Source organism: Thermogemmatispora aurantia (genome assembly GCF_008974285.1).
Lineage (GTDB): Bacteria > Chloroflexota > Ktedonobacteria > Ktedonobacterales > Ktedonobacteraceae > Thermogemmatispora > Thermogemmatispora aurantia.
The window spans coordinates 216,926-240,627 of record NZ_BKZV01000006.1 but is presented as its reverse complement, the minus strand read 5'-3'; the positions used below and the strand labels follow the sequence as shown (position 1 = coordinate 240,627).

Below are 23,702 nucleotides of genomic sequence, written 5' to 3'. Positions count from 1 at the left end.
CCGTTTTTTTAACAGTTCAGTAGTTATATCGACATAACGTATTAAGATGATATACTAATAGAGGCCAGCCGCTCCAGCGGTTGAAGAACGAGCGAACGAGCGGCCCAGCCTTGGGCGAGCGCCACCCCCCCGAGGCTGGCAGCAGGCGGGTGGCCGTGAGGTGAGAACCATGCAAATCGAGCAGTTCTTCATTGAAGGTCTGGGGCACCAATCCTACTTTGTCAGCGACGGGCGCAGCGGTCAGGCGGCGGTGGTCGATCCACGTCGCGACGTCGACGTTTACCTGGAAGCCGCAGCACGCTCGCAGGCGCGCATCACCCACATTCTGGAGACGCACATTCACAACGACTACGTCACCGGCGGGCGCGAGCTGGCGGCGCGCACAGGTGCCACGATTGTCGCCAGTGCTGATGCCCATCTGCTTTACCCTCACCAACCGGTGCGCGATGGCGACCGCTTCCGCGTGGGGGAGCTGACTTTCCAGGCCCTGGCGACCCCGGGCCATACGCCGGAGCATACGAGCTACCTGCTTTACCAAGCGGAGAGCAGCCAACCCTATGCCCTCTTTAGTGGTGGCAGCATGCTCGTCGGTAGCGCAGGCCGTACCGACCTGCTCGGCCCCGAGCTGACCCTGACCCTGACGCGTCAGCAATATCACTCGCTGCTACGTCTCTTGCAGATGTTGCCCGATAGCGTGCTGGTCTACCCGACACACGGCGCCGGCTCCTTCTGTGTGGCAAGCGCTGTTGGCGCCAAGCGCAGCACTACCATTGGTCAAGAGCGTCTGGCCAACCCCGTGGTGCAGGCGCGCGACGAAGTCGACTTTGTGCGCCGCCAGCTTGCCAGCTACACAGCCTACCCACACTATTACCGCTACATGCATGATATTAACCAGCAAGGGCCGCGTATTCTGGGTGGGCTACCGGAGCTGCCACCGCGCTCGCCGCAGGAGGTGCAGCGCTGGCTGCAGCAGGGCCTGCCGCTGGTTGACGGTCGCCCGCGCACAGAGTTCGCTCGTGAACATATTCCTGGCTCCTTGAATATCGAGCTGGACAGCTCCTTCGCCACCTACGTCGGCTGGCTGCTGCCTTTCAATACACCACTCTTGCTCCTGATCGAGGATGAGGAGGGCCGACGTGAGGCGGTGGTGCAGCTGATCCGCATTGGTTACGAACAGGCCCAAGGCTACCTGGCTGGCGGCATCGCGGCCTGGAAGGCCGCCGCTCTGCCCACGGGCAGCTTCGAGCGCATCGATATTGACACCCTCTACCGGCGCTGGAAGGGCCAGCCCTCACTGACCGTGCTGGACGTGCGCCGCGATGATGAGTGGCGGCAAGGCCATATTCCAGGCGCGCTCCATCTGCACATCGGCGATTTACCTCAGCACCTGGAGAGCCTGCCACGCCATACGCCTCTGGCGGTCATCTGCCACTCCGGTCACCGCGCCTCGATCGCTGCCAGCATGCTGGCGGCCACAGGACGCGAGGTGGTGGCTGTCGATGGGGGTGTGCCCGATTGGCAGGAGCGCGGCCTGCCGCTGGTGACCGAGCCGGCAGAGGAACCCACCCTGCCGACGGCAGAGGATCTGGCAACGCATGCCCATCCGTGAAACCCGCGATCTCGTAGGTCCTGGCACTGCAGAGCAAGAGCTGGCCAGCTGCCGGCCCCCTCTGCGCCGGTCCTTCTTGGACATATGGTTGTGCATGCAAGGCGCCGCTCGACGCGGTAGAATGTGGCGGGCCTCTCCCCTACGGCGGGGGGAACCCGCCCTTTCCTGGGCTGCCGGCGGCGCGCAACAGCGTCAGAGAGTAATGCGTAGCATCAGTAAATGAGAGAAGGTGGAACGATGGCTTTGATCGAAGCAAGCGATCAGGAAAAGATTCGCGAGCTTTTCAAGGATCTGGATGGCGAGGTGACAATTACCTACTTCACGCAGCGCGAGTCTCCGCTGCTGATTCCAGGCCATGAATGCCAGTTCTGCAAAGAGACCCGCGAGCTTCTGGAAGAGGTGGCCAGCCTCTCGGATAAGATCCATCTTCAGGTGAAGGACTTTTATCGCGATGAGGCCGAGGCCAGGCAGCGCCAGATTGAGCGCATTCCGGCCTTTATCCTGGAGGGCAAGGCCAGGGGACGCCTGCGCTTCTTCGGTATTCCGGCTGGCTACGAGTTCAGTACGCTGATCGAGGATATCCGCCGGCTGTCGCGCGGCGAAACAGCGCTTAGTCCGCAGACGCAGCAACAATTACAGTCGTTGCAGCAAGACCTGCACATTCAAGTGTTTGTCACGCCAACCTGCCCTTACTGCCCACGCATGGCCCTGCTGGCCCATGCGCTGGCGATGGCCAGCGAGCGAGTGACGGCGGATGTCGTCGAGGTTTCCGAATTCGTCGATCTGGCGCAGCGCTACCGCGTCCAGGGAGTGCCTAAGACAGTGATTAACGACCAGCTGGAGATTCTGGGAGCAGTGCCCGAGACGCGGCTGATGCAGCAGATCATGCAGACCTTCGCTCCCGAGGCAGCCCAGTCTTCCCAGGCGTCTCAGTCCCAGCATTGAGATGAGGTCGCCAGGATCAGAGGCAGAGCAGCAGGTCCGCAGGAAGGGCTAGCCAGAGCGAGGAAGGCGAGAGCGAGCTTTGTCTGATCGCCTGCTCTCGGCTTGACATTGGCTACGCGATCTGCTACACTAAAGACAATCCGAACAAAGGCGCATGCTACGCGCTCTAGAGAGTGACACAGACGCTGAACAGGAGGAGTAGGCGCTCTGGCCCCGGCAGAGAGGGAAGATCACCGGCTGCAAGTCTTCCCCGGATGGCAGACGCTGAAGGTCGCCTGGGAGTCTGAGCAAGGTAGCTTGTCGCGGTCCCGGCAGAGCTGAGCAAGGGAGAGAGCAAGCGCGGAGGGGACAATGGGCATGAGGATACTGAAAGGGACGCGTGAGCTGCTGCGGTGTGCCCGTTAGCGCACAAATGAGGGTCAATCGCCTCCTGCCATCAGGGGAGGAGAGCAGCAGCATTGCTCAAGATCGCGGCCTTTACTGGCCGGCAGAGCAGCCCGAGTGTAAGCCTGAGCGCAGGGCGATTGACTGAAGCAAGGTGGTACCACGAGTATGAACCCTTCTCGTCCTTGATGGCGGGAAGGGTTTTCTGTTAGAACTGTGATCCGCCCAACTCCCCGCCTTGGGATAGTGGGCTCCCTGGTTAGTCCAAAGGCAGCCAGGCCCCGCCCGCTCTCAGTGCCGCGGTCTGAGCTGACAAAAAGTGGCCTGGCCGCGTCTGACCTGAGTACGCTTTGAGCCATCATCGCTATCATCATCATCGTTGTAGCCGTTCATCGTAGCAGCCAGGGCAGTCCAGCCAGGCGGTGATAGCGGAGTTCACCCACTACCGCAGGAGGGAATATGATTGAGCAGGAGAAGATAGCCAGTATCGAAGAGAAAAAGCAGTTGCTTGCGGCCCTACCCAAAGCCTATGAGCCGCAGGCGGTCGAGGGAAAATGGTATCGCTTCTGGGAGGAAGGAGGCTACTTTAAGCCGCGCCCGAATCCACAGCGGCCCCCCTTTGTGATCAGCATGCCGCCCCCGAACGTGACTGGCGTGCTGCATGTGGGGCATGCCCTCACCGCTACCATCGAGGATATTATGATTCGCTACCATCGGATGCGTGGCGATGAAACGCTGTGGGTGCCGGGCGAGGATCACGCTGGCATCGCCACGCAGGCCGTGGTGGAGCGCGAACTGGCTAAGGAGGGAACCGATCGTCATCGTCTGGGTCGCGCCGCCTTCCTCGAACGGGTCTGGCAGTGGGTTGGCCAATATAAGAAGCGCATCCAGAACCAGCACCGCCGCCTCGGCGTCTCCTGCGATTGGTCGCGTCAGCGCTTTACCCTGGACGAGGGCCTCTCGCGTGCCGTGCGTGAGGTTTTTGTGCGCCTCTACGAGGAGGGCCTGATCTACCGCGGCGAGCGCATCATTAACTGGTGCCCGCGCTGCATGAGCGCCATCTCTGACCTGGAGGTGGAGCACGAGGATACCCCTGGCAAGCTGACCTACGTGCGCTATCCGCTCAAGCCCGAGGCCGGGAGCAACGCCGGGACAACCGAGTATATCAGTGTGGCCACCACACGCCCGGAGACGATCCTCGGCGATACGGCGGTGGCGGTCAACCCGCGCGACGAGCGCTATCGCGCTTTGGTGGGGCGCACCGCCATTCTGCCGGTCATTGGACGCGAGATTCCCATCATCGCCGATGAGGCTGTGGAAATGGGCTTCGGCACCGGCGCGGTCAAGGTGACGCCCTTCCACGATCCAACCGATTTCGAGATTGGCCAGCGCCACGGCCTGCCGCGCGTGCAGGTCATCGGCTTCGATGGCAAGATGACCCCCGAGGCCGGTCCCTACGCCGGTTTGGACCGCTTTGAGGCGCGCAAGAAGCTGGTCGAGCAGCTCCAGCAGGAGGGCCTGATCGTCAAGATCGAGGATTACACGGTCCCTCTGGGCCACTGCCAGCGCTGCAATACGGTGATTGAGCCGCTGGTCTCGAAGCAGTGGTTCGTGCACATGAAGCCGCTGGCCACGCCGGCGCTGAACGCGGTCAAGTATGGCCAGATTCGCATCCTGCCCGAGCGCTTTACGAAAATCTACTGTGATTGGCTGGAGAACATCCACGACTGGACGATCTCGCGTCAGCTCTGGTGGGGCCATCGCATTCCTGTCTGGTACTGCGATGACTGCGGCGAGACGATCGCCAGCCGCGAGGATGTGATGCGCTGTCCCCATTGCGAGAGCGAACGCCTGCATCAGGATGAGGACGTGCTCGATACCTGGTTCTCGTCCTGGCTGTGGCCGTTCAGTACGCTCGGCTGGCCCGACGATACGCCGGACCTCCGTCGCTACTATCCGACCTCGGTGATGGAGACGGGCTACGACATCATCTTCTTCTGGGTGGCGCGCATGGTGATGGCCGGCATCCATTTCATGGGGACGATCCCCTTCCGCGTCATCTACCTGCACGGCCTGGTGCGCGACGCCAAGGGCGAGAAGATGAGCAAGTCGAAGAACAACGTCGTCGATCCAATCGAGGTGATGGATCAGTACGGCACCGATGCCCTGCGCTTCACTCTGGCCACCAGCAGTACGCCCGGCAACGATATGAAGCTGGTGCCCGAGCGCATCGTGGGCAACCGCAATTTCGCCAATAAGATCTGGAACGCCTCGCGCTTTGTCTTGACAGCGACCGCTGAGATTGAGGACGGCGTGCCTCCCCTGGAGGCCCTCCGCCCCCGCACCCTGGCCGATCGCTGGATCGTGAGCCGCATCTCGCAGCTGATCAGCGATGTGACACAATTGATTGAGGAGTTCCAGTTTGGCGAAGCCGGTCGCCGCATCCATGAGTTCTTCTGGACCGAATACTGCGACTGGTATCTGGAGATCGCCAAGGTGCAGCTCCAGGGCGACGCCAAGGCCCGTAAGACGACGGCGGCGATCCTGCGCGCGGTGCTCGATACCTCGCTGCGCCTTCTCCACCCCTTCATGCCCTTTGTGACAGAGGAGGTGTGGCAGCATCTCTATCGCTTCAGCGAGCCGGAGCCAGAGCGCTGGCCGGCCCCGGCCCTGATCGTGGCCCCCTGGCCGCAGGCTGTGCCAGCCGCCAAAGACGAGGAGGCCGAGGAGGACTTCGCCCTCTTGCAGGAGCTGATCACGCGCATCCGCGACGCGCGCAATCAGCTCGGCGTGGAGCCGGCCCGCCGCATTCAGGTGCTGCTGGCCGCTGGCCCGAAGCTCGCCCTCCTCAGCGAGCAGGCGCCCTTGATTGAGTTTCTGGCGCGCACAGAGACGCCGCGCTTCTATGAGCGTCTGGAGCCAAAGCCACAAGGGGCAATGGGCCTGCTGGCTGGGCCGGTGGAGATCTACCTGCCGCTGGCTGGGATGTTCGACGTGGAGAAGGAGCTGGCGCGCCTTGATAAGGAGATCGCTCGTACGGAGCAGGAGATTACCCGTTTCCAGGCGCGGCTGGCCAACGAGGAGTTCGTCAAGCGGGCCAAGCCCGAGGTGGTGGAGCGCGAGCGCGAACGCCTCAGCGAGCAAGAGGAGCGGCTGGCCAAGCTGCGTGAGCGCCGCGCAGCTCTGAGCAGCTAAACGCCAGCGCTTGCCAGTAGGGCAGAAACCAGGCTGGCTCAGGTCAAGCCACCTGGGCCAGTCTGCTCCGCTCAGCCGGAGAGGGAGAGCAGACAGGTACTCCCATGTTCCTCCTTTTTCGCGCGCATAGGCAGGGAGCGGCCCATCGCCTGCTGCGATGGGCCGCTCCTTTTCCAGACACGCCACCGACAAGGAGAGAAGCTATCTGCTCACCTGAGAGCTGAAGCTAGCCGGGACTTAACTGAGCTGCTGCCAGCTCTGACCGGCGTCGTTCGTCCTCAGAATATGGGTTTTCGCCGGAGGTGCCAGGCACAAGGCCCAGCCAGTGCTGGCCGTCAGAAAATCTAGTTGAATGACGTCCGCGAAAGGACCAGTGGGTAGCTGCTGGCTCCAATGCTGTCCTCCATCATGCGTCACATAGAGCGTCGTGCGGTCGGTCGCATAGCCAACATTGGCCGAGACAAAGGACCAGGCGATGACCGAAGCCGGCAGCGCCAGACCAAAGCGCCAGGTTTTGCCACCGTCGTGGGTGACGTAAAAATAGAGGCTCGCCTTGCCAGCGGCATAGACATTGACGGGCAAGAGGCCATCGCGATCGGAGAAGAAGCGCGGCGGTAGGGTGGCAATTTGGGCCTTCTCGCTTCCGGTGGGAAGAGGTAGAGACTGAGGCTGCCAGCTCTGGCCGCCGTCGTGCGTTACATAGAGCCAGGCTCGATTGAGACCTGGCTCACTGCCAGTGGCCCAGCCAGTGGTCGTATTGAGAAAAGCCAGACCGGACTTGCTGCCACTGTAGGGAAGGGTTGCAGAGCTTTGCGCCGTGCGAGCCTGGGCTGCGGAGACCTGCATGATGCGCTGCCAATGGCTGCCACCATCGGTGGTGCGCCAGATGGCAACGGCCTCGGCATTGGTGGCAATCCCCAGATTGACCAGCAGCCAGCCGTGGAGAGCGTCGACAAAGGTCAGTTGTACGACTCCAATCCCTGGAGCCGGCACATTTGTCCATTGCCAGCTCCGGCCCCCATCGCTCGTATGGTAGATCGGCGTGGTCGACCCATCCTGGAAAATGAGGGCCACCCAGGCAGTCTGAGCATTCAGGTAGGTAGCGACAATACGCTCAACGGGTTGCCGAGGGACCGAGCCAGCCTCGGGCTGAGGTGTAACATCTTGCCAGTGCACACCACCATCGGTGGTGCGCAGAACAGAGCGCTGGGTCGAAGCCCAGCCGTGCCGCTCGTCACACATGAGCAGGGTCTGCATCTGCTGCGCCGCCGCATTGAGTGCCGGCGAGGTCGGAGAGGGCGGCGCACTCCCCAAAGGGAGACAGCCGCTGCCAAGAGCCAGGAGGAACAGGGCCGCCAGTACCAGCCACTTCGGAGGAACCTGCCGTGGGGCTTGCCATTGCTGAACATCGCCATATGCTGCTTCCGGCATCAGGCAGACCTTCCTTGTCGCGCTTGCTCGCCAACAGGCGACGGGTCCATAGCCCATGAACTGCTTTCGCAAGGTATCGTTTGCTTTCACTGTGTAGAAGAGAGAGCTGGCCCATTGGGGCAATCAGCCCCAAACGAGGCCGCCACTACCGGTCGTCAGCACCTGGGGGCCATCCTCGGTCAGGGCAATGGTATGCTCGAAATGGGCGCTGAGCGAGCCGTCGGCGGTCACAATGGTCCAGTGGTCGGGAAGGATACGAATCTCTTTGCTCCCCATACCCACCATTGGCTCTACGGCAATGACCAGGCCAGGCTGGAGGGGGAAATCCATCCCGCGACGATAAAAATTTGGCACCTGCGGCGGTTCCCACATCTCCCGTCCAATACCGTGCCCGACCAGCTGCTCAAAAACGGTAAAGCCAGCCTGACGAATGGTTCGCTCCATGACCTGGGCTACCTCGGCCCAGCGCGATTTGCGCCCAAGCAGCTCAATGGCCAGATGAAGGGCGCCCTCAGTCACCTGGAGCAAACGCCTGGCCCGATCATCAATCCGTCCCACGGCATGGGTTACTGCAGCGTCACCGCACCAGCCATCGAGACGACAGCCGATGTCGATGCTTACTAGATCCCCTTCTTGGAGGCGCCGCTTGCCAGGAATGCCGTGCACGATTTGCTCATTGAGTGAGATACAGGTAGCTGCAGGATAAGGCACCGGACCGGGGACCCCTTTGAAAAGCGGAGCCGCCCCCTGCTCGGCCAGAAACGTTTCGACGGCCTCGTTGATCTCGGCAGTGCTCACCCCCGGCTTGACCAGCGAGGCCGCCACCTGATGAGCCCGCCAGACAATTTCTCCTGCCGCCCGCATGGCCTCAATCTCAGCGTGCGACTTCAGGCGATAGGTCACTCCCTTGCTGCTCATGGCTCGTGCTCACTCTCAGCTCAGTCCAGTTCGGTCAGTCTCCAGCCCGGCAGATCAATTGCTGACCTGTCTGCCAATGCCGCCTTCCTTCCTTCCCCCCGCTCCGCGCTCGTCCCCACCCCCAGTGCTCTCTGGTTGCGCCGTTCCAGACTAACAGACCGCGGTCTCAGTGGGCCGCACTCATTCCTCCGTAGGTAAAGATGTGATGGAAGGAGAAATTGTAAATCAGGACCAGGAAAATAGCGATGGCCTGCGACAGGAGCGCCGGCACATGCGCCAGGTTGGTCAGACCTAGCTCGATGCAGAAATTCAACAGGCTGCCGACAATGGCCGTGAGGTGAAAGCGCAGGCAGCGCTGCCCCCACGAGCGCTGATGGCCAGGAAGATGACGGAAGGTAAAGTAATCGTTAGCCAGGAAATTGGCAATGATTGAGATTTCAGCGGCAGTAATATTAGCAATGGCATTGTGCAGCGTACTATTGACCGGTATAGACATACGATAGAACATAATATAGAAAACAAGCATATTGACGACAGCAGCTGCACCACCGATGAAAAGGTAAGTGAAGAGCCGCTGAAACCAGCCAGCCTTGCCGCCAGTGAGGTCATCGACGAGGGCAAGGAAGCGGTTCACCAGCGCCAGCGAGGTTGGCTGATAGCTCGGCAGGCCGGGAGCCGAGCCTTGAGCGGCGGCCCCACCAGCCCCACTGGCTGAGACTGCCGGCTGTGGCTGTGTGCTGTGTTCAACCAGAGCAATCAGATCCAGTAGGTCATCCTGACGATCTTGCGTGATAGTATTCTTCATGCGTTCTCCGTGCCTACAATGGCCAATCAAAATTGTTACATTGGCACAAGCGAGTGAGAGATCGACAAAGTAACAGCCTCGTTTCCATCCAGGGATGTTAGTACCAGGCTGGTCCTCGTCACCCTGGCTAGCGTTCATGGGTGGCTGGTCAAGGCTGACTGACGGTATCCCTCCCGGGCCGGTTCCGGTCCACGATCGCGCCCCTCGCGCGCTTCTGAGCGGGCTGGCCCTGGCTCGCTGGCCTGAACTCAGTGGCTGAGGTTCTCTTTTTCAGCATAGGTGCCGCACCTAATGATGAGCAGCAATCTGGCATCTTCCGCAGGATTACGGTAGACAGGGTTGGAGAAAATACGCTTAACTACTGGGAGACTGGGGCTGCTTGTGCAGGCTCTCGCCTGACCCGCGGGGCCACGCATGAGGAGCGGCCCCGGTGAGCTGTATGGGAAGGAGTGCTTATGTCGCGCTGGTTCTATAGCCTCTTGCTCTTCGCGGTTCTGGCCGTAGCCCTGGAGTGGCTACGGGTAGAGATTCCTCCACTGCTGCGCTTTGGGTGCGCCGCCTTGGGTATTCTACCGCTGGCGGCGCTGATTGGGCGAGCTGTCGAGGCCGTGGCTGAGCATACAGGCGAGCGCATCGGGGGTTTACTGTTTGCGACCTTTGGAAATGTGACCGAGCTGATTATCGGCCTCTTTGCTCTAAGCGAAGGACTGGTGGATGTGGTGCGCGCTTCGATCATCGGCTCTATTCTGGGCAATATCCTCCTGGTGCTTGGCGTGGCCACGATGGTCGGCGGCCTTAAGCATGGGCGGCTGCGCTTTGAGACGCGCCCGGCCAGCCAGTATGCATCATTACTAGCGCTCTGCATCGCGGGCCTCTTGCTGCCGGCGGTTGCCGAGCTGTTGGCCTCGCGCGCTGGTCAGAGCCATATTGTCGAGCGCGGCATCCAGCTCTCCGACTTTATTGCCGTTTTGCTTCTCCTCGGCTATCTCGCCTCCCTTCTCTTCAGTGTCTTCCGCTGGCGCGATCACCCTGCGGAGGGAGAGGAGGTAAGCAGCGATAGCTTTGAGCCGGTCTTAGGGGCGCGCTCCGAGGCGGCCATCTTACGTTTGCTCAGCTACCGTCAGCGCCTGATCCATAGCAATCTGCCGAACAAGAGCGGCGTGCTGCGCGAGCTGGACCGCACCCTGCAGGCGATGGTCTCTGCAGAGCGAGTGGAGGCTCCTGGGGTCGCTTCCACCGGTGTGCCGCCGGCCACGCCGAGCGCCAGCGGCACACCTGGCGAGCAGCGGCAGCCGGAGGCCGTCCCGACCGGCGGGCAGGCCCCGCGTGGTCAGGGAGAGCCGAAGCCTGGGTCTACCGCAGAGGCCGCGGAGGAGAAAAAGCCTAATCTCTGGCTGGCTTTGCTCCTGCTGGCCGCCGCTACCGCCGGCGTGGCCGTGGTCTCGGACATCCTGGTCGCCTCCATTGAGCCGTTTACGCAGCTGCTTGGCTGGAATCCGGCCTTTGTCGGCCTGGTCTTCCTCCCGCTCATTGGCGGTCTGCCCGAATATTTCAACACCATCAATATGGCGCTGGATAAGCGGATGGGCATGGTATTGGCCGCCTCTGCCGGCTCGTCTATCCAGATCGCACTGCTGGTGGCACCGATTCTGGTGCTGTGCAGCCTGCTGGCGCCTCAGCGCCTGGACCTGGTCTTCAGCATTGTAGAGATCGCAGTTTTGGCTCTGGGAGCCTTCCTCTTTAGCGAGATCACGCACGATGGTGAGCTGGTCTGGCTGGAAGGGCTGTTGTTAATCCTGCTCTACGCTATTATGGGTGGTACCGTCTTTCTCTTCGGCGCTTGAAGCACGCTCAGTTAGCGGCTGGATGCAGCCAAAGGGGGAAGACAAGGGGGAAGAGAGGAGAAGCCAGAGGCAACCTGGCCAGGCCAGAGAGACAAGATAGCGAACGAGGAGCAACGGCGCTCCTCGTTGCTGCCTGAGTCCTCCCCTTCTGCGAGGAGTGATGTGGCGGCAGCCCGGTCGGGCTGGGAAGCGACTGCGGCACGGCAGCGCCCGGATGGCCAGCCAGGGGCCGTCTAGTTAGTTGTAGTCAGTTTAGTAGGGAATAGGCAGGGCCTGCAGGCCCTCCTGACCGGGACGCACCAGCGGCGACACCAGGATTTCAAGGGCAAAGGGCTTTTCGTAGAGCGGACGCCGGTGCTCGTCGGTAAAGACGAGGTGCAGGCGCTCACGACGTCCCCCTCGCCCTTTCAGCGGCGGCGGCATGGGGATAGTCACTTCGGCCACATAGCCTCGGGCTGGTACCATGATGACCGCTCGCTGCACAACGAAGGCGTAGCGCTGGTAGATGGCTGAACGAACCTCGATATGGACGCGCTCGCCATGCGTGAGGGCGCTCAAGCCCACGGGCCGGCTGCCAGCCCGTGAGCCAGGCGGTGGCAGCGCGCGGTCTCTCCCCATCAGTCGTACCCGAATGGCAAAGCGCTGACCAGGTTGCAGACGCAGGGGGGCCTCGATAATGGCAGCGGCTGCGCTGCCGCGCTGTTGCTCACCGACAATGAAGCGTTGGATCTGACGCAGCAATGAGCGCTCTTGCAGGCCCTCGGTTGGGCTGGCCTTCACCAGGGCAGTGCTCTCCGATTTGGCAGCAGGCAAGAGTTTGCCTTGCAGGGCCGGCAAGATGCCTGTAATGCGCTTCTGCAGCTGCTGCGTTAAGCGCCGCGCCACTTCACCGATTTCCTCCAACTCGGAGCGGCGGCGGGCCAGGATATAGGTGGGCAGGGCGGCGATATCCTCTTCCTGCGACGGCACTGCTGGCCGGGCCTGGTCCCTGGTTGCGGTAGCGCCGGCATCTCCATTCCTCCCCTCCGCTTCGCTGGCGGCAGAGGCCACGCTGGCGACAGGCGCTTGCTGATTCTGGCTGGCGTCAGCGATTGGCCCAGTGCGACCGGTGAGCCAGCCGGAGCGCCTTCTACCGCGCTCGCCAGTACCATCCTGCCTATCATGACCGGCAGCCCGCTCCCCCAGCGAGGCAGTCGTTGCCGGACGCGGATAGCGCGCCACCTGCGTGCTGATGTAGGGGTTGGCCAGCGATTCGGCCAGGGAGGCGGCGCTCTGGAAACGCTCGGAGCGCTCGAAGGAGAGGGCCCGCATGACTACTGCCTCAATCTCCGGCTTCACCCGCGGATTCAGCTCGCGCGGTGAGCGCAAGTGTGGCGCCGGCGCGGCGGGCGGGGTGCCAGTCAGTAAGAGATAGAGCAAGGCCCCCAGGCTGTAGACGTCGGAGCGGGCTTCAACCTTGCCCTGTTGGACTTCGGGAGCCGTGAAGGGGCCGGGCTTGAAGGGACGCGTCGCCCCAGTCAAAACCGGCAAGAGGGTACGAATATAAACCGGGAGCCAGCAGAGCAATAGGGCCGGATGACCGCGGTAATCCAGGCTGCTCAGGACCAGGGCCTGGGGATCTAGCTCACCGATCACGATCTGATGGCCGTGGAGACGATCCACCGTCTCGCACAGCTCCTGAATCCACTGCACAGCCACCTGTTCATCAGGCAGCCCGATCCCACTCTGCAGAACGCTTTCCAGCGTATAGAGCCGCCCGTCTTCCTCAGCGCTGGCCAGCTTGCCCTCACCCTGAGCCTGAACAGCGGCCCCGTCATTGCCAGCCTCTCGCGTCTGAGCGAAGGGATTGCCGGCAATCACGTAGATATGGCCCTGATCGTATACTTGCCGCAGTATCGGCGTCAGATGAGGGATGGCATGACGACGCAGCAGGTCGTACTCGCGCCTGACAAGCTGCGCCGCGCGCTGGCGGGCCTCGTCATCCAGCGTACTGATATCAACATCGCTGATGATCACCGTCTGCTGCGTACTGGCATCGGTAGCCAAGAATAGGCTGATGTAGGGACGGCGGCGCACCAGCGAGGTAATGCGATAGCGTTGGCGAAACTCGGCCTCGGCCTCCTCCGGGCGGGGTGAGGCTGCTCCCTCAATGCGCCTTCCGCAGGCGCCACAGAAAGCCGCGTGGGGCGGCACAACAGCGTTACACTGGGGACAGCGCTGCGTTTCGGGAGAATCCCGCCTGCTGGTCGTCTGTGTCATGCTCATGGACAGGTGCCTTGCCGTGTGTTATTGCACAGATTATTTCTTGCGAGAGAAATGACCACCAAAAGATTATAGCATAGCCAATGGGCGGCGCGTAGCTGAATTGGCCCCATCGCCGTCAGAATTCATTGGAAAGCACGCACTCGCTCGCCGCTTTCTCCACACCGCTCCCGATTTTAGGAGAGTCCTGCCTGGAACAAGCTCGCTCCCAACCCAGGCCGGGCGAGTCAGGACCAGGAAGGTTTCTGCCCTTGTCACCTCGTCAGGCTTTTGTTAGAATCTGACGGGAAACAGCGAGGAGTTGCTCACGTCGCACATACGCACGCACGCAAGAAACGAGACAAGAACAGGGCAGATAGATCCACCGCTTCAATGCCGGTCTACCCTGCTACAATGGGAGGGAGGGAGTATGCAGGGCGATAGAGAGGCCACTGGCTCGTTTCACACGAACCTGCTCTTGACTTGATTGATGCCTTCGCGCCGAGCATCGTGCTGTCTCCGCTTCGCCCCTCTCTCCCGCACTCTGGCCGGCCTGCTGGCAGACCTGGTCAGTGAGGACAAGGCTTGCCTGGACGGTGCTCTCAGTGCCCGCTCGATGGAGGACATTTTTTTTATGGACTTAGCCAGCCTGATCTTTTGGATCATCGCCGTTGTGCTGGTTGCTGCGGCGCTGGTCGTCGTGGGCCAGCGGAATATTGTGCATAGCGCGCTGGCGCTGGTGGTGGTCTTTGCAATGGCTTCCGGCATCTTCCTCCTGCTCAATGCCGAGTTCATTGCAATCGTGCAGATCCTCATCTACGCCGGCGCGGTGACGATCTTGATCCTGTTCGCGCTGATGCTGACACGCATCGCCGGGCAACGGGTAACCAATCCCAACGCTCGCCCGCTGGCGATGGCCGTGGCGCTGGTGGTCTCGGCCCTCGTCGGCCTGGGGATCATCTTCGCTGCGACGGTCAGTCAGTTCGCTCAGTCAGCTCCCGCCGCCCAGTTGCTTCAGGGAACGGTCTGCTCGCTCCCCTCCAATAATGTGATTGCGATCGGCCAGCTCCTCTATAGCCCCTCCTGCTATAGCTATGTGCTGCCGTTCGAAATCGCAACGGTGGTGCTGCTGGTGGCCATCGTGGGCGCGATCGTGATCAGCCGCGAGGAGGAGTAAGTTGCTATGGGCCTGACTCTGACACATTTTGTGGTGCTTGGCGCGGTCCTTTTCTGTATCGGCCTCTACGGCGCGCTCACTAAGCGCAATGCGATCGCTATTCTGATGAGCATCGAGATTATGCTCAATGCCGTCAATATCACGCTGATCGCTTTCTCTTTCTTTAACCACGTCAAGCCCTACTCGAATCTGTTGACAGGACAGATCTTCGCCATCTTCATCATTACTGTCGCTGCGGCGGAGGCGGCGCTCGCACTGGCGATGATTATCGCGATCTATCGCAAGCGCCAGACGGTGGATGTTGGCGAAATCGATATGCTGAAGTGGTGATTTGCTATGTACGGTCTGTATGAGTACGCCTGGCTCATTCTGGCCGCTCCGCTGGCGTCGTTCGTGGTGATCGTCTTTGGGACACGCATGGCCGATCTGTGGAGCCGCCATCATGGGCAGACGGCGCAGGACTACGCGGCCTACCTGCGCGAGGCGGACCCGGCCTTTGCCGCCTGGGAGGCAACCCGCGGCGCCGGCGGACATGCTGAGCAGCAGCATGCCGCGCATGCGGCAGGGCCCGCTGAGGGCGCGGCGCACCTGGGACATGGGGGAGAGGCAGAACACCAAGAACACCACGGCGACCCCTACGATGATGATCCGACGGTGCCGTATTTGACTCCCTGGGCAAGGTTGAGCGGCTATGTAGGTATCGTTCTGATGCTCTTCGCCTGTCTCTATTCCTGGCTGTTGCTCTTCGCTTCGCTCGGCCTGCTCCCCGGTACTCCACGCCTGCCCGAGGGAGGAATCACGCTCTTCTCCTATACCTGGGGCAGCGATGTCGCCTTCCAACCCTATACCATTGCTTTCCACCTGGATAATCTGGCCCTGGCGATGACGGTGGTGGTGACAACCGTCTCACTGCTGGTGCAGTTCTACTCCCAGGGCTATATGGCAAGCTCCGCTGGCTACGCTCGCTTCTTCGCTTATCTGTCGCTCTTCGCTTTCTCGATGCTGACCATTGTCTTCGCGGCGAATTTCCTGGTGATTTTCGTCGGCTGGGAGCTGGTCGGCTTGAGTTCTTACCTGCTGATCGGTTTCTGGATCAATAAGCGGGCTAAGCCCGCTGAGGAGCGCCCTGCCCCCGCCAGCGCCGCTCTGCAAGCCTTCGTCATGAACCGTATCGGTGATGTGGGCTTTATTCTCGGCATTATGATCCTGTTCGCGACGACGGGGACCTTCGATTTCGCGACGCTGGCCGGTAATGGCCCTCACGGGGTGGCGCAGGCCTTCGCCGGCAACCAGGCCCTGCTGACCCTGGCGATGATCCTGGTCTTCTGCGGCGCCATCGGGAAATCGGCCCAGGTGCCTCTGCATACCTGGCTGCCATCGGCAATGGAAGGCCCAACCCCGGTGAGCGCCTTGATCCACGCGGCGACGATGGTGGCCGCTGGCGTCTATATGGTGGCGCGCACCTTCGCTCTCTTCTCCGCCGCCGGCCCCCAGGCTTTCGGCGTGGTGGCCTGGATCGGCGGGATCACGGCCATCTTCGCGGCAACGATCGGCCTGACACAGACAGACTTTAAACGGGTGCTGGCTTTCTCAACTATCAGCCAGCTCGGCTATATGTTCGTGGGCCTCGGCGTGGCCGGCACGGAGATCGGCCCGGGCGCCGGTATGTTCCATCTGTTTACGCATGCTTTCTTTAAGGCCCTCCTCTTCTTGGGCGCCGGTAGCGTGCTGCATGCGCTCCATCACGCGATGCATCGCGAGGTGCAGGATATGCGCCTGATGGGCGGCCTGGCCCGCTTTATGCCGATTACGGCAGCGACCTGGTTGATCGCCGGCCTGTCGATCTCTGGCTTCCCCTTCCTCTCCGGTTTCTATAGCAAGGAGACGCTGATTTCGCTGGCCTTCGAGCACGGCGATTACGCGCTCTGGGCGATTACGCTGGTGACGGCAGGTCTGACGGCGTTCTATATGTTCCGCGCTTTCTTCCTGGCCTTTGGCGGCAAGGGCGGCGCACTCGGTGGCATCTGGGGCGGACCTTACCGGGGTGAGGGAACGCCGCATGAGTCGCCGGTGACGATGACGCTGCCGCTGGTGATTCTGGCGGTCTTCTCGATTTTCGCCGGTTACTGGGTGGGCTTCTTCCAGTATCTGGACCCCCATGCGCCACTGCTGGACCTGGGTAAGCTCTTTAGCGATGGCCTGACCTGGCTGGGTGTGGCGCTCTCGCTGCTGGGCATCGCCTGGGCCTATGTGCTCTATTGCGCGGTCGGCTGGGAGCGCGTTCATAAGGTGGTTGAGGCTAATGCGGTGTTGCGCTTCTTCCATCGTCTGCTGCTGCACCGCTATTATGTGGATACGCTCTATGACTGGATTGTGCGCTACGTGGTGCTGGGCCTCTGCCATGTGGCGGCGGCTTTCGATCGCTTCGTGGTGGATGGCATTGTGAACGGGGTGGCTGGCCTGGTCATGGAGCTGGGCAGCGGTCTGCGACGCGCGGAGACCGGCAAGGTCCAGGCGTATATGACGGTCTTTTTCGGTGGGATCGCGGTTTTTGCCGTGGTTGTCTTCGTGCTGGCTACGCTCAGATAGAGGGGAGGAAGCGCTGTGATCTTTGCCTACGATCTCACCTGGATTCTCTTGCTGCCGACGCTCGGTGGAGTGCTGGCAATGGTGGCGCCGGTCCGCCTCTCGCGCTGGCTGGCGCTGGCTTTTAGCGCGGCGACGCTGGCACTCTCGCTCTGGATCTTCCTGCGGATCGCCGTGGCTACCGGCTACCATTTCGGCTCGGTGACGGACCCGAAGGCCGATCCGGCTTCGATCGATGTGGTGCAGCTCCCCTGGATTCAGTTCCAGCTTGGGTCGGTGACGTTCCGTATCGATTACTATCTGGGCGTGGATGGCCTGAGCCTGCCGCTGGTGATCTTGAATGCTTTGCTGACGATGCTGGCGGTGATCGGTGGCTGGGAGAAGCCGCGGGTGAAGGAGTATATGGCCCTCTTGCTGCTGCTGGAGGCGGGAGTAATGGGGGTCTTTATGGCCCTGGATCTGCTGCTCTTCTTCCTGTTCTGGGAGGTGGAGCTGGCACCGATGTTCTTGTTGATCGGCATCTGGGGCAGTGAGACGCTGAAGCACGGTATGCCGGGCCGCATTTATTCGGCCTGGAAGTTCCTGCTGTATACCTTCTTCGGCAGTATCTTTATGCTGGCTGGTATCTTGCTGGTCTATTTCCAGGCCGGCCAGAATACGGCCAGTCTGCCAGTCTTGATGCAGCATCTGCTGCCGGCCAGCACAGGGGTGACGGTTCCGCTGCTCGGGGTGACGATGGGGTCGCAGTTGCTGGCCTTCTTGCTGGTCTTTGTGGCCTTCGCCGTCAAGATCCCGATGTTCCCGCTGCATACCTGGCTGCCGGATGCACATACGGATGCCCCTACTGAGGTGAGCGTGATTCTGGCCGGCGTGCTGCTGAAAATGGGTGCCTACGGGCTGATCCGCATCTGCCTGGGCCTCTTCCCCGATGGCTTGCAGCAGTTTGCGCCGCTGCTGGTGGTGCTGGCGGTGATCAATATTCTGTACGGGGCGGCAATCTGCCTGGTGCAGAAGGATATGAAGCGCCTGGTCGCTTACTCCAGTGTGAGCCATATGGGGGTGATTCTGCTGGGCGTGGCGGCGGCGGCAATGGCAATCCACACGAGCAATCCCGATGTGGCGCACTTTGGGACGGCGGCTTTGATGGGCGCGACCGTGCAGATGATTAGCCACGGGTTGATTACCAGCCTGCTCTTCTTCTGCGTGGGTGTGATCTACGATCGGGCCCATACGCGCGAGATTGAGATCTTCGGCGGGGTGGCAAAGCGGATGCCGCTGTGGGCGACGCTCTTTACGTTCGCCGGTCTGGCTTCGCTCGGTTTGCCGGGCCTGGCGGGCTTCGTGGCGGAGTATATGGTCTTTACAAGTAGCTACCGCATCTGGCCCGTGCCAACGGCGATCGCGGTCTTTACGATGATTCTGACGGCGGCTTATCTGCTGTGGATGCTGAAGCGGGTCTTGTTCGGTCCTTTCAATCTACGCTGGAATTGGCTGCCCGATGCTTCCTGGCGCGAGGCAATCCCGCTGGTGACGCTAGCGGCCTTCATTGTGCTGGTCGGGGTCTACCCGGGGTTCTTGCTGGATGTGATTGTGCCGGCACTGCATCATCTGCTGCCGGTGGCTACAACGGCGCTGGGCCGCTAGGTAGGAGGCGCGTGCTATGGCTACGGGTTTTAAGGTTGCTGATCTCTACTTGCTCTCGCCGGAGCTGAGCCTGACGCTGCTGGCGCTGGTGGTGATGGCGGTCGATCTGTTTGTGAAGCGCCGCGCAGTGACGGCAGCAGTGGCGCTGGTGGGCCTGCTGGTGCCAGCTTTCTTTACAATTTCGCTGATTCTGACAAATACTGGTTCAGCCCGCCATGCGTTCTTTAACATGCTGGTGGTCGATAACTATGCGCTGTTCTTTAAGGTGGTCTTTCTCCTGATCGCAGCGGTGATGATCCTGTCCTCGTACTCGTACGTTTCGAAGTACGTGCGGGGCGCGGGCGAGTTCTATACGCTGCTGCTCTTTTCGACGACCGGCATGATGTTGATGGCCAGCACCGGTGAGCTGATTTCTCTGTATATCTCGCTGGAGCTGACAAGCTTCCCGTTGTATGTGATGGCCGGGCTGCTGCGTACGGATCAGCGCTCGGCTGAGGCGGCGGTGAAGTATGTGCTGTTGGGGGCAATGTCGTCGGCGATTCTGCTCTACGGGCTGGCTCTGCTCTATGGGCTGACGGGAACGACGGATCTGTTGAGTATCGCCGGGACGTTCGCTAAGGGCCTGCAGGATGGGAATCTGTTGGTGATTGTGGCCGATATTCTGATCCTGGCCGGCTTTGGCTTTAAGATTTCGGCGGTGCCCTTCCATATGTGGGCGCCCGATATCTATGAGGGAGCACCGACGCCAGCAACGGCTTTCTTCTCGGTCGGCTCGAAGGCGGCGGGCTTTGCCGGCCTGCTGCGCATTTTCTTCTACGGCGGGCTGAATCTGCGCGATCTGCCTCAGCTGGTGGTGGTGGTGGCAATTATGGCCATCCTGACAATGACGTTGGGTAATGTGGTGGCGGCGGTGCAGTCAAATGTGAAACGTATGATGGCTTATTCGAGCATTGCTCAGGCCGGCTATCTGCTGGTGGGCTTCTGCGCAAGCCTGGCAACGGGTCGCCCAGAGGGCAATGCCGCTGTGCTCTTCTTTATCCTGGTCTATGTGTTGACGAATCTGGGGGCCTTCGCGGGGATTATTGCCCTGGCCAATGCGACGGGTGGGGAGCAGATCGAGGACTTCCGCGGGCTGGCGCGGCGCGAGCCGCTGGTGAGCCTGGGTACGGCGCTCTGTCTGTTGTCACTGGCGGGGATTCCGCCGGTGGCCGGTTTCTGGAGCAAGGTCTTTCTCTTCAGTGCGGCCTGGAGCCAGGGGGTGGAGATGAATCAGCCCTGGCTGCAGTGGCTGGTGATTATCGCCTTGCTCAATAGTGTGGTGTCGCTGGTCTACTATGGGCGCATTGTGAAGGCGATGTACTTCGATGCGCCGCCCAAGGAGGACCGCCTGTCGACGCCGCTGGGCTTGAGTTCGTCGATTGTGCTGGCAACGGCGGCTTTGCTGGTGCTGATTGTGGTGGCTCAGGTGGTGCTGAATTGGGCTTTGCCAGCGGCGTCGATGCTCTTCGCTTCGGCGCAGGGCGTGCTGATGGCGTTGGGCCATTAGGGATCTTGCCAGTTCAGGGCAGAGCAGTCGGCTCTCGCTGGACGGCTATAGCTAGATAGACAGCTCGAAGGAGGACGGTTCGTGAGAGCGAGCCGTCCTCTTTTGCTGCGGGGTTGGTTCGAGCGCGTTGTTTCCGGCGATGGAACAGGCTTTCTGTCTGCGTATTCTCTGACTGAAGCGTATGGGCAGCAGTCGAGGCAGCTCCTACTGATTGCCCCTCTAGCAGATGCCCAGTTCGAGGCCGAGCCACTGCACGCTGGCATGGCCCGGCGCCTTCGCGCTCAGGCTGGCATACAACGCTCTCAGCTCCGGCTCCACCTTCACCGACCCCATCTGCTGCGCCACGCCCCAGGCCTTCGCCCCCAGCCAGGCACTCTGCTCTACCTCCCCCTGCGCCAGAAACAGCTTCGCCTCGGTCACATCCAGGTACATCCGCCAGGCTCCCACATCGCTCCCCAACCCCGAGCGCGCCTGCGCCAGCTCCCGATAAGACTCATTCAGGCGCTGGCGCTCTCCCTGCCGCTGCGCCAGCGTCAGCAACAGCTTCGCCCCCTCGTGATGCACCGCCGCACGGTTCAGCTTCAACTGCGAAGCGTCCTCTTCTCCTCCTTCCACTCGCTCCACCAATCTGAGCGCCTCCTCTTGCCACTCTCGCCACTGCCGCTCGTCCCCCTCTCCCACCTCCGCCAGCAGGTAGAGATTGCCCCCCAACGCCGGCCCTACCCGCTTCACCCAGTTCAGACCCGCCTGAGCCGCATCTCTGGCCTGTTCAGTGGCTCCCATCTGCCGATAGAGGTCCATCAGGCGATAGAAGGCCAGGCCCAGGAGCGTCGGCTCGTCCTGCTCTTGACCCAGTCGGAGGAGCTCGCTGGCCAGGCTCAAGGCTAGGTTGCCCTGGTGATCTCCTTGCGAGTGCCTGGCGATGGAGCTGGCCCGCAGCAGGTAAAGGCCCAGGAGCCAGAGCCAGGCCTCTCGCTCGCTGGCTGGCGCCTCCTTCACCTTCTGCCGCAGCTTCCCCAGCCAGCGCGGTAGACGCCGGGCCAGTATGCGAAACTGACCGGCATACAGTAGCCGACTCGCCAGCGTCAACAGATCCTCGTACTGATAGTAGCCCTCCAGGCTGACCACCTCCGCCAGCCGCTCGTAGCTGGCGCCTGGCTCTCCCTCCCTGCCCACATAGACCACCTGCTCCCAGGCCAGCCCCAACAGCGCCGGCGGTATCTGCAACAATCTCGCCAGCACCATGCGTCGCTCTGGATCTGCCAGATACATCGTTGCCTCCCAGTAGCTCACTGCCTGCTTCTTGACATCCAATGCCTGCGCTACTTCTGCTCGACTGTAGCCTCGCCGCTGCCGATAGTCGCTCAGCACTGCCCCCATATGCGGCAAGTTGTGCTTCCCCGGCGGATAATCCCCATAGCGCCGCCACCAGTGAACACCACTCATCTCATGCCTCCTTTATCTGTCAAGAGGGCAAAGAACATTTCCTACCAGGGAGTGTAGCATTCAGTTCAGCTCTTTTCAATGGATTGAATCCCGTAGTTTTCGCTACACAATTTTGCTTTTGGCAAGCTTTTGAGCGACGATTGCTGGAGAGGGCTTACAAGAGGGCTCAGAGAGCCTCTGCTCTGCTCAGGCCCTCTGGCCAAACAAGGCCCGAATCTGAGAGGCAGCCTCCTCAAGCGAAATCTGGCGAGCCTGCAAGCGTCGCAGGATGTCCTCCAGTGCAGGCGTCCCCTCTCCAACGGCCTCAGCAGCGGTCGCAGCGGTTATCGATGGCGCCGCCTCTGGCCCTGTTCCAGACCTGGCGGACTGCACTGGCGCTGGTAGAGAAGAACCCAGGTTCGCAAGCACTCCACTGCGCCCTGCCTGCCAGAGATAGAAGGCCAGTACGACCAGCCCGACCAGCAGTCCGACTACACTCTCCTGTGTCAGCCGCGGCCAGTTCTCTACAGGGGAGCCAAGTGCCACAGTACCCAGCGAGAAAAGAAGGACCGCCCCGCCGACGGTTGTCGCCAGCACCCCACCGATCAGCGTAGCCAGAATGAAGCCCTGGCACGGTAGCAGAGCGCGCTCCGGCTCCTGTCGGTAGCGCCGCATCAAGAGCAGATTCAGCGGCAGCGCGCCCAGGCCAAGCAGCAGCGGCGCCAACCCATCGATCCAGTCGCCAGACCGAGGCAGAGGTCCTGTTGGGAAAAGCGTGAAAAGGAGAGTCAGCAACAGACGCCCGCTTCCAGCCCAGAACAGCAGCGCCAGCATGGCCGCCGCCATAGCCAGCAGGCTATAGCGCAGCACAGCACGCGCCCGCAGCGGGTCGGACAGCTGCTTCACCTCACTCTGTAGCCAGAGCCAGGCGAAGCCAGCCACCAGCAAGCCGACCAGCACCATACCCGAAGGCAGCGAGAAAAGCAGTGCCCCGGGCGGCGACAGCAGAGCCGTTGCCTGGATCTTCTCCTCCGCCAGGAAACGCAGGAGCAGATCCAGAAGAGCCGCACACTCATCGAGAGCTAAGAACAGACCATAGGCCAGCACGCCACCATAGAACAAGCGCCGCAACCACGAACCGGGGTCGTGACGATTGAGATAGCCATAGGCAAACCAGGCCAGCACGAACCAGAGCGCCGTCGCCAATGGACCCCTCAAATCGGCATGACCATTCACAACAGCGGAAGGCGCAACGTGCCCGCCGCCGAGCAGGTAGGAATCAAGCACCAGCGAGAGGAAATAGTTGGTGGCGCTCACCAGCGGGGAGAGAAGGATGAGCTGAACGCCGTAGACATGAAGACGCTGAAAAAAGCGTGCCAGCCCGGGACCGACTGGCAGACGCCGCCGCTCCCATTCCAGAACCAGTAGTCCAGCGAGCGTCGCCAGGCCAGTGGCCGCATAGCCACTTTGGAACTGGGTGAGTACCTGACCTAGCGAGAAGATAGCAATCGGAGCCAGCACCAGCTCGCTCAAATTGAGAAAAAAAGCGCGCACGGCACCGCCACCTGCTGCCGGGTCCTGACGCAGGTCGCGTCGTAGCAGCCAGTAATGCAGACCCCCCAGGACGGCGACGAAGAGAAGCACCGTCACAGCAAAAACCAGTGTCTGTACCACCTCAGCCCGATCAGGGACTGCCTCGTAGCCAGGTCGCAGCGGGGTCAGACGCCAGAGCGGATCAAGCAGACCAGCCAGCGCATAGATAGCGAGACCGAGCAGGAGAAGCAGGATCACATACAGATAACTGCGGTAGAGGTTGCGAGCCACGGTGCACGCTCCTTTCCCAGGCTGCAAATAGACGACAACCTGGACTTACAGACATAGCGGGTCTCTTTCGCTGTTGAGCTAAGCATACACGATAGCCGGGTGAGGCGGCAATGAACCGTTCTACCGTC

Annotated in this window: 15 protein-coding genes; 9 read left to right on the top strand and 6 right to left on the bottom strand. The window is 61.4% G+C overall.

The genetic code is table 11. The features are described from left to right. The first annotated feature begins 169 nt into the window (after nucleotides 1-169). From KTAU_RS18145 to KTAU_RS18135, 3 genes are all read left to right on the top strand, one after another. Nucleotides 170-1,609: an MBL fold metallo-hydrolase gene (locus tag KTAU_RS18145; RefSeq protein WP_151729700.1), complete on the top strand. Its 1,440-nt coding sequence runs from the start codon at nucleotides 170-172 to the stop codon at nucleotides 1,607-1,609. A gap of 237 nt (nucleotides 1,610-1,846) precedes the next feature. Further along, complete coding sequence (gene pdo / locus KTAU_RS18140) at nucleotides 1,847-2,554, top strand: protein disulfide oxidoreductase (RefSeq protein WP_151729699.1); 708 nt, start codon at nucleotides 1,847-1,849, stop codon at nucleotides 2,552-2,554. 843 nt (nucleotides 2,555-3,397) lie between these two features. Further along, on the top strand, nucleotides 3,398-6,133 hold the full coding sequence (locus KTAU_RS18135; RefSeq protein ID WP_151729698.1) for a valine--tRNA ligase: 2,736 nt from the start codon (nucleotides 3,398-3,400) through the stop codon (nucleotides 6,131-6,133). A 237-nt stretch (nucleotides 6,134-6,370) separates the two neighbouring features. Here KTAU_RS18135 and KTAU_RS18130 read toward each other — a convergent pair whose 3' ends face one another. The 3 genes from KTAU_RS18130 to KTAU_RS18120 form a co-directional block, all read right to left on the bottom strand. After that, a complete protein-coding gene (locus KTAU_RS18130) occupies nucleotides 6,371-7,564 on the bottom strand; it encodes a WD40/YVTN/BNR-like repeat-containing protein (RefSeq protein WP_170293415.1) in 1,194 nt (397 codons plus the stop codon). 123 nt (nucleotides 7,565-7,687) lie between these two features. Further along, nucleotides 7,688-8,482, bottom strand: coding sequence for a type I methionyl aminopeptidase (gene map / locus KTAU_RS18125; RefSeq protein ID WP_151729696.1), 795 nt, complete (start codon nucleotides 8,480-8,482; stop codon nucleotides 7,688-7,690). A gap of 166 nt (nucleotides 8,483-8,648) precedes the next feature. Beyond that, nucleotides 8,649-9,287, bottom strand: a complete 639-nt coding sequence (locus tag KTAU_RS18120; RefSeq protein ID WP_170293414.1) for a GtrA family protein — start codon at nucleotides 9,285-9,287, stop codon at nucleotides 8,649-8,651. 455 nt (nucleotides 9,288-9,742) lie between these two features. On the opposite strand from KTAU_RS18120, the gene KTAU_RS18115 reads away from it, so the two are divergent. Then, nucleotides 9,743-11,131, top strand: coding sequence for a calcium:cation antiporter family protein (locus KTAU_RS18115; protein ID WP_151729694.1), 1,389 nt, complete (start codon nucleotides 9,743-9,745; stop codon nucleotides 11,129-11,131). A gap of 252 nt (nucleotides 11,132-11,383) precedes the next feature. On the opposite strand, the gene KTAU_RS18110 is transcribed toward KTAU_RS18115, so the two are convergent. Further along, nucleotides 11,384-13,396: an inactive serine/threonine-protein kinase VRK3 gene (locus KTAU_RS18110; RefSeq protein ID WP_151729693.1), complete on the bottom strand. Its 2,013-nt coding sequence runs from the start codon at nucleotides 13,394-13,396 to the stop codon at nucleotides 11,384-11,386. Between the two features lie 610 nt (nucleotides 13,397-14,006). Here KTAU_RS18110 and KTAU_RS18105 point away from each other — a divergent pair. Genes KTAU_RS18105 through KTAU_RS18085 form a run of 5 tightly spaced genes read left to right on the top strand, consistent with a single transcriptional unit; the run spans nucleotide 14,007 to nucleotide 20,325 of the window. After that, nucleotides 14,007-14,549, top strand: coding sequence for an NADH-quinone oxidoreductase subunit J (locus tag KTAU_RS18105; RefSeq protein ID WP_170293413.1), 543 nt, complete (start codon nucleotides 14,007-14,009; stop codon nucleotides 14,547-14,549). 12 nt (nucleotides 14,550-14,561) lie between these two features. Further along, nucleotides 14,562-14,879, top strand: a complete 318-nt coding sequence (gene nuoK / locus KTAU_RS18100; RefSeq protein WP_170293420.1) for an NADH-quinone oxidoreductase subunit NuoK — start codon at nucleotides 14,562-14,564, stop codon at nucleotides 14,877-14,879. A gap of 6 nt (nucleotides 14,880-14,885) precedes the next feature. Continuing rightward, complete coding sequence (gene nuoL, locus KTAU_RS18095; protein WP_151729691.1) at nucleotides 14,886-17,138, top strand: NADH-quinone oxidoreductase subunit L; 2,253 nt, start codon at nucleotides 14,886-14,888, stop codon at nucleotides 17,136-17,138. Between the two features lie 15 nt (nucleotides 17,139-17,153). Next, a complete protein-coding gene (locus KTAU_RS18090; RefSeq protein ID WP_151729690.1) occupies nucleotides 17,154-18,779 on the top strand; it encodes a complex I subunit 4 family protein in 1,626 nt (541 codons plus the stop codon). 16 nt (nucleotides 18,780-18,795) lie between these two features. Then, complete coding sequence (locus tag KTAU_RS18085; protein ID WP_151729689.1) at nucleotides 18,796-20,325, top strand: NADH-quinone oxidoreductase subunit N; 1,530 nt, start codon at nucleotides 18,796-18,798, stop codon at nucleotides 20,323-20,325. A gap of 219 nt (nucleotides 20,326-20,544) precedes the next feature. On the opposite strand, the gene KTAU_RS18080 is transcribed toward KTAU_RS18085, so the two are convergent. Beyond that, nucleotides 20,545-21,771 (bottom strand): helix-turn-helix transcriptional regulator, encoded by a 1,227-nt coding sequence (locus tag KTAU_RS18080; protein WP_151729688.1) that lies wholly within the window; start codon nucleotides 21,769-21,771, stop codon nucleotides 20,545-20,547. A gap of 186 nt (nucleotides 21,772-21,957) precedes the next feature. Then, entirely contained in the window at nucleotides 21,958-23,574 is a 1,617-nt protein-coding gene (locus tag KTAU_RS18075; RefSeq protein WP_151729687.1) for a hypothetical protein, read from the bottom strand. Nucleotides 23,575-23,702: the final 128 nt, after the last annotated feature.